Origin of the sequence: Enterobacter sp. DNB-S2 (assembly GCF_019443845.1) — a bacterium.
Classification (GTDB): domain Bacteria; phylum Pseudomonadota; class Gammaproteobacteria; order Enterobacterales; family Enterobacteriaceae; genus Enterobacter; species Enterobacter asburiae_B.
On sequence record NZ_CP050520.1, the window covers coordinates 894,456 to 909,515 of the forward strand.

General features: G+C 53.2%; 14 protein-coding genes and 5 tRNA genes. 18 read left to right on the forward strand and 1 reads right to left on the reverse strand.

The features are described from left to right. The first annotated feature begins 25 nt into the window (after positions 1–25). The 7 genes from eptB to dppF all read left to right on the forward strand — a co-directional run bounded on the left by eptB (position 26) and on the right by dppF (position 8,213). Positions 26–1,720, forward strand: a complete 1,695-nt coding sequence (gene eptB / locus HB664_RS04280) for a kdo(2)-lipid A phosphoethanolamine 7''-transferase (protein ID WP_039261186.1) — start codon at positions 26–28, stop codon at positions 1,718–1,720. Positions 1,721–1,811: 91 nt separating this feature from the next. Continuing rightward, positions 1,812–1,888, forward strand: a tRNA-Pro gene (locus tag HB664_RS04285). A 620-nt stretch (positions 1,889–2,508) separates the two neighbouring features. Continuing rightward, positions 2,509–4,116, forward strand: coding sequence for a dipeptide ABC transporter periplasmic-binding protein DppA (gene dppA, locus HB664_RS04290; protein ID WP_033146993.1), 1,608 nt, complete (start codon positions 2,509–2,511; stop codon positions 4,114–4,116). A gap of 161 nt (positions 4,117–4,277) precedes the next feature. Further along, positions 4,278–5,297 (forward strand): dipeptide ABC transporter permease DppB, encoded by a 1,020-nt coding sequence (gene dppB, locus HB664_RS04295; RefSeq protein ID WP_023334097.1) that lies wholly within the window; start codon positions 4,278–4,280, stop codon positions 5,295–5,297. Between the two features lie 9 nt (positions 5,298–5,306). Further along, positions 5,307–6,209: a dipeptide ABC transporter permease DppC gene (dppC, locus tag HB664_RS04300; protein WP_023309963.1), complete on the forward strand. Its 903-nt coding sequence runs from the start codon at positions 5,307–5,309 to the stop codon at positions 6,207–6,209. 10 nt (positions 6,210–6,219) lie between these two features. After that, complete coding sequence (gene dppD / locus HB664_RS04305) at positions 6,220–7,203, forward strand: dipeptide ABC transporter ATP-binding protein (RefSeq protein ID WP_008502772.1); 984 nt, start codon at positions 6,220–6,222, stop codon at positions 7,201–7,203. Beyond that, positions 7,200–8,213 carry a dipeptide ABC transporter ATP-binding subunit DppF gene (gene dppF / locus HB664_RS04310; protein WP_023309965.1) on the forward strand — a complete coding sequence of 338 codons (1,014 nt, stop codon included), beginning with the start codon at positions 7,200–7,202 and terminating at the stop codon, positions 8,211–8,213. The genes dppD and dppF overlap by 4 nt, the downstream gene beginning before the upstream one ends. Before the next feature lie 44 nt (positions 8,214–8,257). On the opposite strand, the gene coaA is transcribed toward dppF, so the two are convergent. Beyond that, a complete protein-coding gene (gene coaA / locus HB664_RS04315; RefSeq protein ID WP_021242480.1) occupies positions 8,258–9,208 on the reverse strand; it encodes a type I pantothenate kinase in 951 nt (316 codons plus the stop codon). 317 nt (positions 9,209–9,525) lie between these two features. Between coaA and HB664_RS04320 the strand changes: the two genes are divergently transcribed. From HB664_RS04320 to rplL, 11 genes are all read left to right on the forward strand, one after another. Next, a tRNA-Thr gene (locus HB664_RS04320) sits at positions 9,526–9,601 on the forward strand. An 8-nt stretch (positions 9,602–9,609) separates the two neighbouring features. Continuing rightward, a tRNA-Tyr gene (locus HB664_RS04325) sits at positions 9,610–9,694 on the forward strand. A 117-nt stretch (positions 9,695–9,811) separates the two neighbouring features. Continuing rightward, positions 9,812–9,886: transfer RNA gene (locus HB664_RS04330), tRNA-Gly, on the forward strand. A gap of 6 nt (positions 9,887–9,892) precedes the next feature. Next, positions 9,893–9,968 (forward strand) — tRNA-Thr (locus HB664_RS04335). 118 nt (positions 9,969–10,086) lie between these two features. Beyond that, positions 10,087–11,271, forward strand: coding sequence for an elongation factor Tu (gene tuf / locus HB664_RS04340; protein WP_023309456.1), 1,185 nt, complete (start codon positions 10,087–10,089; stop codon positions 11,269–11,271). A 228-nt stretch (positions 11,272–11,499) separates the two neighbouring features. Beyond that, complete coding sequence (gene secE, locus HB664_RS04345; RefSeq protein WP_014068449.1) at positions 11,500–11,883, forward strand: preprotein translocase subunit SecE; 384 nt, start codon at positions 11,500–11,502, stop codon at positions 11,881–11,883. A gap of 1 nt (position 11,884) precedes the next feature. After that, positions 11,885–12,430: a transcription termination/antitermination protein NusG gene (nusG, locus tag HB664_RS04350; RefSeq protein ID WP_002438628.1), complete on the forward strand. Its 546-nt coding sequence runs from the start codon at positions 11,885–11,887 to the stop codon at positions 12,428–12,430. A 155-nt stretch (positions 12,431–12,585) separates the two neighbouring features. Beyond that, the gene (rplK, locus tag HB664_RS04355; RefSeq protein ID WP_008503452.1) at positions 12,586–13,014 is read left to right on the forward strand and encodes a 50S ribosomal protein L11; all 429 of its coding nucleotides are present in this window, start codon (positions 12,586–12,588) and stop codon (positions 13,012–13,014) included. Positions 13,015–13,017: 3 nt separating this feature from the next. Next, a complete protein-coding gene (gene rplA / locus HB664_RS04360; protein ID WP_006810530.1) occupies positions 13,018–13,722 on the forward strand; it encodes a 50S ribosomal protein L1 in 705 nt (234 codons plus the stop codon). Between the two features lie 291 nt (positions 13,723–14,013). Next, positions 14,014–14,511 carry a 50S ribosomal protein L10 gene (gene rplJ / locus HB664_RS04365; RefSeq protein WP_001207203.1) on the forward strand — a complete coding sequence of 166 codons (498 nt, stop codon included), beginning with the start codon at positions 14,014–14,016 and terminating at the stop codon, positions 14,509–14,511. 66 nt (positions 14,512–14,577) lie between these two features. Beyond that, positions 14,578–14,943 (forward strand): 50S ribosomal protein L7/L12, encoded by a 366-nt coding sequence (gene rplL, locus HB664_RS04370; protein ID WP_006176746.1) that lies wholly within the window; start codon positions 14,578–14,580, stop codon positions 14,941–14,943. Positions 14,944–15,060 lie beyond the last annotated feature (117 nt).

Below are 15,060 nucleotides of genomic sequence, written 5' to 3' on the forward strand. Positions count from 1 at the left end.
TACCCCTTCCCCCAGGGTTGTTTGCATGAAATACATTAGGTCTCTTACCCAGCAAAGATTGTGTCTGATGCTGGCTGTCTATATCGGATTATTTCTGAATGGCGCGGTACTGTTCAGAAGAGTGGAAGGTTATTTTGAACACCTTACCGTGAGTAATGGTATTTTTGCCGCCATTGAAGTGTTCGGCTCCGTCCTCGCTACCTTCTTCCTCTTACGCCTGCTGTCCCTTTTTGGCCGACGTACCTGGCAAATTTTGGCCTCGCTGGTGGTGATTATTTCCGCCGCCGCAAGCTATTACATGACCTTTATGAACGTGGTCATTGGGTACGGTATCGTTGCCTCGGTGATGACCACGGATATCGATCTCTCGAAAGAGGTGGTAGGGAAAGGCTTTATCGTCTGGACAGTTTTAACCTGTCTGATACCGCTGTTCTTTATCTGGAACAATACGTGCCGCTATACGCTGTTACGCCAGCTGCGCACGCGTGGACAGCGGATCCGCAATATCGTCGTTGTCCTGCTGGCCGGACTGCTGGTATGGGCGCCAATCCGCCTGATGGAAACGCAGCAAAAACGCGTCGAAAAAGCGACGGGCGTGGATATGCCAAGCTATGGCGGCGTGGTGGCAAACTCCTATTTGCCGTCTAACTGGCTGTCAGCGTTAGGTTTGTATGCCTGGGCGCAGGCGGACGAATCCAGTGATGTGAAATCGCTGATCAATCCAACGAAAAAATTCACCTACCAGCCGCCAGCCGACGGGATTGATGATACGTACGTCGTCTTCGTCATCGGCGAAACGACGCGCTGGGATCATATGGGTATTCTCGGCTATAACCGGGACACCACGCCAAAGCTGGCGCAGGAGAAAAACCTGGTGGCTTACCGTGGCTACTCCTGCGATACCGCAACCAAGCTCTCGCTGCGCTGTATGTTTGTGCGTGAAGGCGGTGCAAGCGATAACCCGCAACGCACGCTGAAAGAGCAGAACGTGTTTGCCGTGCTGAAGCAGCTTGGGTTTAGCTCTGACCTGTTTGCGATGCAAAGTGAGATGTGGTTCTACACCAACACCCTTGCAGATAACATCGCGTACCGCGAGCAGATTGGCGCCGAGCCGCGTAACCGCGGTAAAAACGTCGACGACATGCTGCTGCTGGAAGAGATGTCGCAGTCCCTCAAGAACCATCCGCAGGGCAAGCATCTGGTTATTCTGCATACCAAAGGGTCCCATTACAGCTACTACCAGCGCTACACCCGTGATTTTGCGAAGTGGCAGCCAGAGTGCGTGGGCATTAATAAAGACTGCAGCAAGCAGGAGCTGATCAACGCCTACGACAACTCGGTGCTGTACGTGGATACCTTCCTGAGCCGGGTGATCGACCAGCTGCGCGATAAAAAAGCGATTGTGATTTACGCGGCAGACCACGGTGAATCCATCAACGAGAAAGAGCACCTGCACGGTACGCCGCGCAAGCTGGCACCGCCGGAGCAGTTCCGCGTGCCGATGATCATGTGGATGTCGGATAAGTATCTTGAAAATCCGGAGAAGGCGAAGATGTTTGCTCAGCTGAAAAAAGAGGCGGAGATGAAGGTGCCGCGCCGTCACGTTGAGCTGTACGACACCATTATGGGTTGTCTCGGCTATACCTCACCGAATGGTGGGATTAACGAAAACAACAACTGGTGTAAACTCCCTGATAACAGCGTAAAAGCCGCGCAGTAGCTGCCCTGGCGAGAATATCGCCAGTTGAATGGCTTTTTGAAAATAAGGGATTGAGGGGGGCGCACCTCAGCAGTAAGATGCGCTCCGCATTCGGCGAGTAGCGCAGCTTGGTAGCGCAACTGGTTTGGGACCAGTGGGTCGGAGGTTCGAATCCTCTCTCGCCGACCACATTCTGAAAAGGGTTAACCGCAAGGTTAGCCCTTTTTGCATTATGATCTTATCCCGTCAGAGTATCCAAAACGCCCCTTAGGCCTGCTTCTCCCTGCCTGTTAACGATTTTGTGACATAATCCATTGTATTTTTTTATATATAGATTGATCTTTTTTCGCGTTGCTTATGGATAACCTCAGCATTTTTCGCTGTGCGTTTTAACGTTCGCGGTATTTAGTGCTCAGATAATCACCATTCTGCAAGAAAATTTACCCATTCTGAATAAAAGTTAATCACTGATTGTTGCGAAATATGAAGAGACTTGTGCTGCAAGATAGCGAGTAGCATAAATTTCCCTGCTGAAAACTGGCATGCATAGTTTTTTTAATCTTTGTTTGCGGTTTCTCACACTCAGCGTAAATCCCCGTCACCTGTATTGACGTTTTCACATTCTGTTGACAGATTGTAGGGCATGAGGGGCATTTCAGGGACGATCTGCGCTGCAACTCAAACGCTCTTCTGAAAGGATTCTCCATCCCTTTAAAGCCTTCGGGCATCACCGACCGGACCGGGTAAAAAATAAATAAAGGTCTGGCGGCGTAACACAACAAAGCAAAACATCACATTGGAGCAGAATAATGAGTATTTCCTTGAAGAAGTCAGGGATGCTGAAGCTTGGTCTGAGCCTGGTGGCTATGACCGTGGCAGCAAGCGTACAGGCAAAAACCCTGGTTTACTGTTCTGAAGGCTCGCCGGAAGGCTTTAACCCACAGCTCTTTACCTCTGGTACGACTTACGACGCAAGCTCTGTACCGATCTATAACCGTCTGGTTGAATTCAAAACCGGTACCACGGAAGTGATTCCGGGTCTGGCCGAGAAGTGGGACGTCAGCGAAGACGGTAAAACCTATACCTTCCACCTGCGCCAGGGCGTGAAGTGGCAGGACAGCAAAGAATTCAAACCAACGCGCGACTTTAACGCCGACGACGTTGTGTTCTCCTTCGACCGTCAGAAAAACGCTCAGAACCCGTACCACAAAGTGTCTGGCGGCAGCTATGAATACTTCGAAGGGATGGGTCTGCCTGACCTGATTGCTGAAGTGAAAAAAGTGGACGATAAAACGGTTCAGTTCGTGCTGACGCGTCCGGAAGCGCCATTCCTGGCTGACCTGGCCATGGACTTCGCTTCAATTCTGTCCAAAGAGTACGCGGACAACATGCTGAAAGCCGGTACGCCGGAAAAAGTCGACCTGAACCCAATCGGTACCGGTCCATTCCAGCTGCTGCAGTACCAGAAAGACTCCCGCATTCTGTATAAAGCGTTCGAAGGCTATTGGGGCACCAAGCCGCAGATCGACCGTCTGGTCTTCTCCATCACGCCTGATGCGTCAGTGCGTTATGCAAAACTGCAGAAAAACGAATGCCAGGTAATGCCGTACCCGAACCCGGCTGATATCGCCCGCATGAAGCAGGACAAGAACATCAACCTGCTGGAGCAGGCTGGCCTGAACGTGGGCTATCTCTCCTTTAACACCGAGAAGAAACCGTTTGATGACGTGAAAGTGCGTCAGGCGCTGACCTACGCGGTGAACAAAGAAGCGATTATCAAGGCGGTTTACCAGGGCGCTGGCGTTGCTGCCAAAAACCTGATCCCACCAACTATGTGGGGTTATAACGACGACGTTAAAGACTACACCTACGATCCTGAGAAAGCGAAAGCGCTGCTGAAAGAAGCGGGCCAGGATAAAGGCTTTACCGTTGAGCTGTGGGCGATGCCGGTACAGCGTCCGTACAACCCGAACGCACGCCGTATGGCGGAAATGGTTCAGGCTGACTGGGCTAAAGTTGGCGTTCAGGCCAAGATTGTGACCTACGAGTGGGGCGAGTACCTGAAGCGCGCCAAAGCGGGTGAGCACCAGGCGGTAATGATGGGCTGGACCGGTGATAACGGAGATCCGGACAACTTCTTCGCCACCCTGTTCAGCTGCGCGGCGGCGAAAGACGGTTCTAACTATTCTCGCTGGTGCTACAAGCCGTTTGAAGACCTGATCCAGCCGGCGCGTGCGACCGACGATCACAACAAACGTATTGAACTGTACAAGCAGGCTCAGGTTGTTATGCACGATCAGGCTCCGGCGCTGATTGTTGCTCACTCCACCGTGTACGAGCCAGTGCGTAAAGAAGTGAAGGGCTACGTGGTTGATCCACTGGGCAAACACCACTTCGAAAACGTATCTGTTGAATAATAAGTAGGGTGTTCTCCCTCTCCCTCTGGGAGAGGGCAGGGGTGAGGGGATGCATGCACGCCCTTCACCCTAACCCTCTCCCGCCAGGAGAGGGAATTTACATTTGTGAGCAATACAGACGTCACGCCACTGGTCGTGCGTCATCAGAGAGAATCCGGGTTATGTTGCAGTTCATCCTCCGACGTCTGGGACTTGTTATCCCCACGTTTATCGGTATCACCCTTCTCACTTTTGCCTTCGTCCATATGATCCCCGGCGACCCGGTAATGATTATGGCGGGCGAGCGTGGTATTTCCCCTGAGCGCCATGCACAGCTGCTGGCGGAACTCGGTCTCGATAAGCCGATGTGGCAGCAGTACCTCCACTATATCTGGGGCGTGTTGCACGGTGATTTAGGGATTTCGCTGAAAAGCCGTCTTCCGGTGTGGGACGAGTTCGTGCCGCGTTTTAAAGCGACGCTGGAGCTTGGCGTCTGCGCTATGATTTTCGCCACTGCGGTGGGTATTCCTGTTGGGGTACTGGCTGCCGTCAAGCGTGGCTCTATTTTTGACCACACCGCCGTGGGCCTGGCGCTGACCGGCTACTCCATGCCTATCTTCTGGTGGGGCATGATGCTGATCATGCTGGTATCGGTGCAGCTTAACCTGACACCGGTCTCCGGGCGCGTCAGCGATATGGTCTTCCTGGATGATAGCAACCCGCTCACCGGCTTTATGCTGATTGATACGGCTATCTGGGGCGAAGAGGGCAACTTCATTGATGCCGTGGCGCACATGATCCTGCCTGCCATGGTGCTGGGCACCATTCCTCTGGCGGTGATCGTGCGTATGACCCGTTCATCGATGCTGGAAGTGCTGGGTGAGGATTATATCCGCACCGCGCGCGCCAAGGGCCTGACGCGTATGCGCGTCATCATCGTTCACGCGCTGCGTAATGCCATGCTGCCGGTGGTGACCGTTATCGGTCTCCAGGTGGGGACGTTGCTGGCGGGGGCGATCCTGACCGAAACCATCTTCTCCTGGCCGGGTCTTGGACGCTGGCTGATTGACGCGCTGCAACGCCGTGACTATCCGGTTGTGCAGGGCGGTGTACTGCTGGTCGCGACGATGATTATCCTCGTCAACCTGCTGGTCGATTTGCTGTACGGCGTGGTGAACCCGCGTATTCGTCATAAGAAGTAAGGGACCATCATGTCACAAGTCACTCAAAATAAAGTGGTCGCTGCACCGGTTCCTATGACGCCGCTGCAGGAATTCTGGCACTACTTCAAGCGCAATAAAGGCGCGGTGGTAGGGCTGGTGTATGTCGTAATCATGATCCTGATCGCGGTGTTTGCGAACTTCCTCGCACCGTATAACCCGGCGGACCAGTTCCGCGATGCGCTGCTCGCCCCGCCTGCGTGGCAGGACGGCGGCAGCCTGGCGCACCTGCTGGGTACCGATGACGTGGGCCGCGACGTGCTGTCGCGTCTGATGTACGGCGCGCGCCTGTCGCTGCTGGTCGGCTGTCTCGTTGTTGTGCTGTCGCTGATCATGGGCGTCGTCCTCGGCCTGGTTGCCGGTTACTTCGGCGGCATCGTTGATAACATCATCATGCGTATCGTCGACATCATGCTGGCGCTGCCAAGCCTGCTGCTGGCGCTGGTGCTGGTGGCAATCTTCGGCCCGTCGATAGGCAATGCCGCGCTGGCGTTGACCTTCGTGGCGCTCCCTCACTACGTGCGTTTAACCCGTGCGGCGGTGCTGGTGGAAGTGAACCGCGATTACGTCACCGCCTCTCGCGTGGCGGGTGCCGGTGCGATGCGCCAGATGTTCGTGAATATCTTCCCTAACTGCCTGGCGCCGCTGATTGTTCAGGCGTCGCTCGGTTTCTCTAACGCCATTCTTGATATGGCCGCTCTTGGCTTCCTGGGCATGGGTGCGCAGCCGCCAACACCGGAGTGGGGCACCATGCTCTCCGACGTGTTGCAGTTCGCACAAAGCGCCTGGTGGGTTGTCACCTTCCCGGGTCTGGCAATCCTGCTGACGGTGCTGGCATTTAACCTGATGGGTGATGGCCTGCGTGATGCGCTTGATCCCAAACTGAAGCAGTAAGAGGCACGAGATGGCGTTATTAAATGTAGATAAATTATCGGTGCACTTCGGCGACGAAGGCACCCCGTTTCGCGCCGTGGACCGCATCAGCTACAGCGTAAATCAGGGCGAAGTGGTTGGCATTGTCGGGGAGTCCGGTTCCGGTAAGTCGGTGAGCTCACTGGCGATCATGGGGCTGATTGATTACCCGGGCCGCGTGATGGCGGAAAACCTGCAGTTCAACGGTCAGGATCTGAAGCGTATTTCTGAAAAACAGCGCCGCCAGCTGGTGGGCGCCGAAGTGGCGATGATTTTCCAGGATCCAATGACCAGCCTGAACCCTTGCTACACCGTTGGTTTCCAGATTATGGAAGCGATTAAGGTGCATCAGGGCGGGAATAAGAAAACCCGTCGTCAGCGCGCGATCGACCTGCTGAACCAGGTGGGGATTCCTGACCCGGCATCACGTCTGGACGTTTACCCGCACCAGCTCTCCGGTGGGATGAGCCAGCGCGTGATGATCGCGATGGCGATTGCCTGTCGACCAAAACTGCTGATTGCGGATGAACCGACGACGGCGCTGGATGTGACCATTCAGGCGCAAATCATCGAACTGCTGCTGGAGCTGCAGCAGAAAGAGAATATGGCGCTGGTGCTGATTACGCACGATCTGGCGCTGGTGGCCGAAGCCGCGCACAAAATCATCGTGATGTACGCCGGCCAGGTGGTCGAAACCGGAAATTCACACGATATTTTCCGCGCGCCGCGTCATCCGTATACCCAGGCGCTTTTACGCGCGCTGCCGGAGTTTGCTCAGGACAAAGCGCGTCTGGCATCGCTGCCGGGTGTGGTACCGGGTAAATATGACCGTCCGCAGGGCTGTCTGCTCAATCCGCGTTGTCCGTATGCAACGGACAAATGCCGGGCAGAAGAGCCTGAGCTGAACCAGCTTGCTGACGGCCGTCAGTCGAAATGCCACTACCCACTCGATGATGCCGGGAGGCCAACACTATGAGTACGCAACAGGCCACCACGCAACAACCGCTGTTGCAGGCCATCGATCTGAAAAAATACTACCCGGTGAAGAAGGGGCTGTTTGCCCCTGAACGCCTGGTGAAAGCGCTGGACGGCGTCTCCTTTAACCTCGAACGCGGTAAAACGCTGGCGGTGGTGGGGGAGTCAGGCTGCGGCAAATCCACGCTGGGCCGTCTGCTGACGATGATTGAAGTGCCGACCGGCGGGGAGCTCTATTATCAGGGGCAGGATCTGCTCAAGCACGATCCGCAGGCGCAGAAGCTGCGTCGCCAGAAAATCCAGATTGTGTTCCAGAACCCGTACGGTTCTTTAAACCCGCGTAAAAAAGTCGGGCAGATTCTGGAAGAGCCGCTGCTCATCAACAGTAATCTGAGCAAAGAGCAGCGCCGTGAAAAAGCGCTGGCGATGATGGCGAAGGTCGGCCTCAAAACCGAGCATTACGATCGCTATCCGCACATGTTCTCCGGCGGCCAGCGTCAGCGTATTGCGATCGCCCGCGGGCTGATGCTCGATCCGGACGTGGTGATTGCCGATGAGCCGGTCTCCGCGCTCGACGTATCCGTGCGTGCGCAGGTGCTGAACCTGATGATGGATCTCCAGCAGGAGCTGGGGCTCTCTTACGTGTTCATCTCCCACGACCTGTCGGTGGTTGAGCATATTGCCGATGAAGTGATGGTGATGTACCTGGGGCGCTGCGTGGAGAAGGGGACTAAAGACCAGATCTTTAATAACCCTCGTCACCCGTATACCCAGGCGCTGCTGTCTGCGACGCCGCGTCTGAACCCGGACGATCGTCGTGAGCGTATTAAGCTGACGGGTGAACTGCCAAGCCCGCTGAATCCGCCTCCGGGATGTGCATTCAACGCCCGCTGCAGTCGCCGCTTTGGCCCGTGCACCCAACTCCAGCCGCAGCTGAAGGATTATGGCGGCCAGCTGGTTGCCTGCTTCGCGGTCGATCAGGATGAAAATGGCGAGAAGCCACAGGCATAATAAAAAAAACCGGCGCTAAGCCGGTTTTTTTTATGTCTGCTTGATTATTTCCGCAGGCGAATCTGGTCGACGGCGTGCTTCTCGCTCTTGGTGAGGATCAGGCTCGCTCGCTCGCGCGTCGGCAGGATATTCTCTTTGAGGTTCACGTAGTTGATTTCATTCCACAGCCCCGTAGCCACATTGATCGCTTCCTCTTCAGAAAGCTGGGCATAGTGGTGGAAATAGGAATCCGGATCAGTGAACGCCCCTTCGCGGAACTTCAGGAAGCGGTTGATGTACCAGTTTTGCAGCAGGTCTTCCGGCGCATCGACATAAATAGAGAAATCGACGAAGTCCGAGACGAATACGTGATGCGGGTCGTGAGGATAGTCCATCCCGCTTTGCAGCACGTTCAGACCTTCCAGAATCAGGATGTCCGGCTGGACCACGGTTTTATCCCCGCCTGGGATGCGATCGTAGATCAGGTGCGAATAGACTGGCGCAGTCACGTGCGGCACGCCGGATTTCAGGTCAGAGACAAATTTCACCAGACGGTGCATATCATAAGAGAGCGGGAAGCCCTTCTTCTTCATTAGCCCACGTTCTTTTAACACCTCGTTCGGGTGCAGGAAGCCGTCGGTGGTGATCAGCTCCACGCTGCGGTGTTCCGGCCAGCGGCTTAACAGCGCCTGCAGGACGCGCGCGGTGGTACTTTTACCCACGGCCACGCTGCCTGCAATACTAATGATATAAGGAATGCGTTGACCGTTCGTCCCGAGAAACTGCTCCAGCACGGCCTGACGACGCAGGTTCGAGCTGATATAGAAGTTAAGCAAGCGAGAGAGGGGGAGATAAATTTCTGCCACCTCTTCCAGGGACAGATCTTCGTTTATCCCTTTTAACCGTGCGATTTCACCTTCCGTCAGCGTCATAGGGACGGAATCACGCAGGGCAGCCCACTGGCTGCGGTTAAAGTGAAGATAAGGCGTCATTAACGTTTGCTCTTTTTTGCTCATAAGCATGCTTCAGTGAGCCAGCATCACACTGCCGGATCATGGCTCATCACACAGTTAATTTTGGACAATGGGCAGGAGGTTAACACCAGATGACGGGAATAATAAGAAAAAAGATGGAAAGCGCTGCGTAACGCGGAAGCCGTCACGCTACGGTGAATACGGTGCAAATCACGATGATATGTTGAATATTTAACCTCAAATGACTACTTTTACAGCGTCCGATACGCTGTTCGCATAAAATGTGAGCGAAAGAACGTTTTATGCAAATTTTTAGTTGCATGACCGCGCAGGTATCCATAGAATGCGCGCTACTTGATGCCGACTTAGCTCAGTAGGTAGAGCAACTGACTTGTAATCAGTAGGTCACCAGTTCGATTCCGGTAGTCGGCACCATCAAGTCCGGTGGGGTTCCCGAGCGGCCAAAGGGAGCAGACTGTAAATCTGCCGTCACAGACTTCGAAGGTTCGAATCCTTCCCCCACCACCACTTTCTGGCAGCGTAAATGCCGCCGGAGCTGGTTGGAAAAATTAGCCAGCTCAAACTGAAAAAGAGAGAAATCTCTTTTTTTGTTACAGAAAGAACTGGGTAGCCGAGTTTCAGGATGCGGGCATCGTATAATGGCTATTACCTCAGCCTTCCAAGCTGATGATGCGGGTTCGATTCCCGCTGCCCGCTCCAATACGTGCTGATATGGCTCAGTTGGTAGAGCGCACCCTTGGTAAGGGTGAGGTCCCCAGTTCGACTCTGGGTATCAGCACCACTTCACTTCTCCTTCCCGTTTCTCTCTGTTTCAATTTTACTGTATTCAACAATTCAGGCATTTCGCCTGGTTGATGTGGTGATATCACCGATTTATCCGTGTCTTAGAGGGACAATCGATGTCTAAAGAAAAGTTTGAACGTACAAAACCGCACGTTAACGTCGGTACTATCGGCCACGTTGACCATGGTAAAACAACGCTGACCGCTGCAATCACTACCGTTCTGGCAAAAACCTACGGTGGTTCTGCTCGTGCATTCGACCAGATCGATAACGCACCAGAAGAAAAAGCTCGTGGTATCACCATCAACACCTCTCACGTTGAGTACGACACCCCGACTCGCCACTACGCACACGTAGACTGCCCAGGCCACGCCGACTATGTTAAAAACATGATCACCGGTGCTGCGCAGATGGACGGCGCGATCCTGGTTGTTGCTGCGACTGATGGCCCAATGCCTCAGACTCGTGAGCACATCCTGCTGGGTCGTCAGGTAGGCGTTCCTTTCATCATCGTGTTCCTGAACAAATGCGACATGGTTGATGACGAAGAGCTGCTGGAACTGGTAGAGATGGAAGTTCGTGAACTGCTGTCTCAGTACGATTTCCCGGGCGACGATACCCCAATCGTTCGTGGTTCTGCTCTGAAAGCGCTGGAAGGCGACGCAGAGTGGGAAGCGAAAATCATCGAACTGGCTGGCTTCCTGGATTCTTACATCCCAGAACCAGAGCGTGCGATTGACAAGCCATTCCTGCTGCCAATCGAAGACGTATTCTCCATCTCCGGTCGTGGTACCGTTGTTACCGGTCGTGTAGAGCGCGGTATCATCAAAGTTGGTGAAGAAGTTGAAATCGTTGGTATCAAAGAGACTGCGAAGTCTACCTGTACTGGCGTTGAAATGTTCCGTAAACTGCTGGACGAAGGCCGTGCTGGTGAGAACGTTGGTGTTCTGCTGCGTGGTATCAAACGTGAAGAAATCGAACGTGGTCAGGTTCTGGCGAAGCCAGGCTCAATCAAGCCACACACCAAGTTCGAATCTGAAGTGTACATCCTGTCCAAAGACGAAGGCGGCCGTCATACTCCGTTCTTCAAAGGCTACCGTCCACAGTTCTACTTCCGTACAACTGACGTGACCGGTACCATCGAACTGCCAGAAGGCGTTGAGATGGTAATGCCAGGCGACAACATCAAGATGGTTGTGACTCTGATCCACCCAATCGCGATGGACGACGGTCTGCGTTTCGCAATCCGTGAAGGTGGCCGTACCGTTGGCGCGGGCGTGGTTGCTAAAGTTCTCGGCTAATCGCTGATAACATTTGACGCAATGCGCATGAAAAGGGCATCATTTGATGCCCTTTTTGCACGCTTTCACATCAGAACCTGGCTCATCAGTGATTATTTTTGTCATAATCATTGCTGAGACAGGCTCTGCAGAGAGCGTATAATCCATAAAGGGATTAGCGTTTCGATTTGGCTCGCCTCGCAATCGCGGGGTGAAATTATTTGTAGAATTCTTCTGACAGGTTGGTTTATGAGTGCGAATACCGAAGCTCAAGGGAGCGGGCGCGGCCTGGAAGCGATGAAGTGGGTCGCTGTTGCCGTGCTGCTGATTGTGGCAATCGTTGGCAACTATCTTTATCGTGACATGATGCTGCCGCTCCGCGCGCTGGCAGTGGTGATTCTGATTGCTGCAGCGGGCGGTGTCGCGCTGTTGACGACTAAGGGTAAAGCAACCGTTGCTTTCGCTCGCGAAGCACGTACCGAAGTCCGCAAGGTCATTTGGCCGACTCGCCAGGAAACATTGCACACCACGCTGATCGTGGCTGCAGTGACTGCGGTAATGTCACTGATCCTGTGGGGACTGGATGGTATTCTGGTTCGCCTGGTTTCCTTTATTACTGGCCTGAGGTTCTAAGATGTCTGAAGCCCCTAAAAAGCGTTGGTACGTCGTTCAGGCGTTTTCCGGTTTTGAAGGCCGCGTAGCAACGTCGCTGCGTGAGCATATCAAATTACACAACATGGAAGAGTTATTTGGCGAAGTTATGGTTCCGACCGAAGAAGTGGTTGAGATCCGTGGCGGCCAACGTCGCAAAAGCGAGCGTAAATTCTTCCCGGGTTACGTGCTGGTTCAGATGGTGATGAACGACGCGAGCTGGCACCTGGTGCGCAGCGTACCGCGCGTGATGGGCTTTATCGGCGGCACGTCTGACCGTCCGGCGCCAATCAGCGACAAAGAAGTTGATGCGATTATGAACCGCCTGCAGCAGGTGGGTGATAAGCCGCGTCCGAAAACGCTGTTTGAACCGGGTGAAATGGTTCGTGTTAGCGACGGTCCGTTTGCTGACTTTAACGGTGTGGTTGAAGAAGTGGACTACGAGAAGTCCCGCCTGAAAGTTTCTGTTTCTATCTTCGGTCGTGCGACCCCGGTAGAACTGGACTTTGCGCAGGTCGAAAAAGCCTAAGCAGCGATCAAAAAAGCGGCGATTTAATCGTTGCACAGGGCGCGAGATTGGAATACAATTTCGCGCCTTTTGTTTTTATGGGCCCGGCCCGTAAAACGAATTTTATTCACGGGGAGCCTCCCTGAGGCGCTATCACCCAATCAGAGGATTTTACAATGGCTAAGAAAGTACAAGCCTACGTCAAGCTGCAGGTTGCAGCTGGTATGGCGAACCCAAGTCCACCAGTTGGTCCAGCTCTGGGTCAGCAGGGTGTGAACATCATGGAATTCTGTAAAGCGTTCAACGCCAAAACCGAATCCCTGGAAAAAGGTCTGCCAATCCCAGTCGTAATCACTGTTTACGCTGACCGTTCTTTCACTTTCGTTACCAAAACCCCTCCAGCAGCTGTTCTGCTGAAGAAAGCGGCTGGTATCAAGTCTGGTTCCGGTAAACCGAACAAAGACAAAGTGGGTAAAATTTCCCGCGCTCAGCTGCAGGAAATCGCGCAGACCAAAGCTGCCGACATGACTGGTGCCGACATTGAAGCGATGACTCGCTCAATCGAAGGTACTGCACGTTCCATGGGCCTGGTAGTGGAGGACTAAGAAATGGCTAAACTGACCAAGCGCATGTCCGTGATCCGTGACAAAGTTGATGCGACCAAACAGTACGACATCAACGAAGCTATCGCTCTGCTGAAAGAACTGGCAACTGCTAAGTTCGTTGAAAGCGTTGACGTTGCCGTTAACCTCGGCATCGACGCGCGTAAATCCGATCAGAACGTTCGTGGCGCAACTGTACTGCCACACGGTACTGGCCGTTCCGTTCGCGTAGCTGTATTTGCTCAGGGTGCAAACGCTGAAGCTGCTAAAGCTGCCGGCGCTGAACTGGTAGGTATGGAAGATCTGGCTGATCAGATCAAGAAAGGCGAAATGAACTTTGACGTTGTTATTGCTTCTCCAGATGCAATGCGCGTTGTTGGCCAGCTGGGCCAGGTTCTGGGTCCACGCGGCCTGATGCCAAACCCGAAAGTTGGTACTGTAACTCCTAACGTTGCTGAAGCGGTTAAGAACGCTAAAGCAGGTCAGGTTCGTTATCGTAACGACAAAAACGGCATCATCCACACCACCATCGGTAAAGTGGACTTTGACGCTGACAAACTGAAAGAAAACCTGGAAGCTCTGCTGGTTGCGCTGAAAAAAGCAAAACCAACTCAGGCGAAAGGCGTGTACATCAAGAAAGTTAGCATCTCCACCACCATGGGTGCAGGTGTTGCAGTTGACCAGGCTGGCCTGAGCGCTGCTGCAAACTAATGCCTTTACGTGGGCGGTGATTTTGTCTACAATCTTACCCCCACGTTTGCTAACGAAAGTTAGCGGCTAAAAGATTTGTTCGTTGGAGCCTGGCCTAATCCAGGCCTCCGTCGAAGACCGCAGGTGTTTCGCAAGAGACTTAATCCCCTGCGTAGACGGTGACAGAACGCTAAGATTATTTTTGGATACTCTGGCTTGTTTCTGCTCACCGTATTAAGACGCTCTTTCCGTTTGGGAGAGTGAAGTGAGTTCCGGAACATGAGTTCCGGCAAACATCCAGGAGCAAAGCTAATGGCTTTAAATCTTCAAGACAAACAAGCGATTGTTGCTGAAGTCAGCGAAGTAGCCAAAGGCGCGCTGTCTGCAGTAGTTGCGGATTCCCGTGGCGTTACTGTAGACAAAATGACTGAACTGCGTAAAGCAGGTCGTGAAGCTGGCGTATACATGCGTGTTGTTCGTAACACCCTGCTGCGTCGCGTAGTTGAAGGTACTCAGTTCGAGTGCCTGAAAGACACGTTTGTTGGTCCGACCCTGATTGCATACTCTATGGAACACCCGGGCGCTGCTGCTCGTCTGTTCAAAGAGTTCGCGAAAGCGAATGCAAAATTTGAGGTCAAAGCTGCAGCCTTTGAAGGTGAGTTGATCCCGGCATCGCAAATCGATCGCCTGGCAACCCTGCCGACCTACGAAGAAGCAATTGCACGCCTGATGGCAACCATGAAAGAAGCTTCGGCTGGCAAACTGGTTCGCACTCTGGCTGCTGTTCGCGATGCGAAAGAAGCTGCTTAATCGCAGTTATCTTTATAAAGCATTTGCTTACGTATAAACTTATTCTGATTTTCAGGAACAATTTAAATGTCTATCACTAAAGATCAAATCATTGAAGCAGTTGCAGCTATGTCCGTAATGGACGTTGTAGAACTGATTTCTGCAATGGAAGAAAAATTCGGTGTTTCTGCTGCTGCTGCTGTAGCTGTAGCTGCGGGCCCGGCTGAAGCTGCTGAAGAAAAAACTGAATTCGACGTAATTCTGAAAGCTGCTGGCGCTAACAAAGTTGCTGTTATCAAAGCAGTACGTGGCGCAACTGGCCTGGGTCTGAAAGAAGCTAAAGACCTGGTAGAATCTGCTCCAGCTGCGCTGAAAGAAGGCGTGAGCAAAGACGACGCAGAAGCACTGAAAAAATCTCTGGAAGAAGCTGGCGCTGAAGTTGAAGTTAAATAAGCCAACTTTTCTGGTTGCAGCCTGAGTAATTAGGCTGATGGCTGGTGACTTTTTAGTCACCAGCCTTTTTGCGCTGTAAGGCATCAGTAGCATTTCACACTGTTTGACTGCTGATTG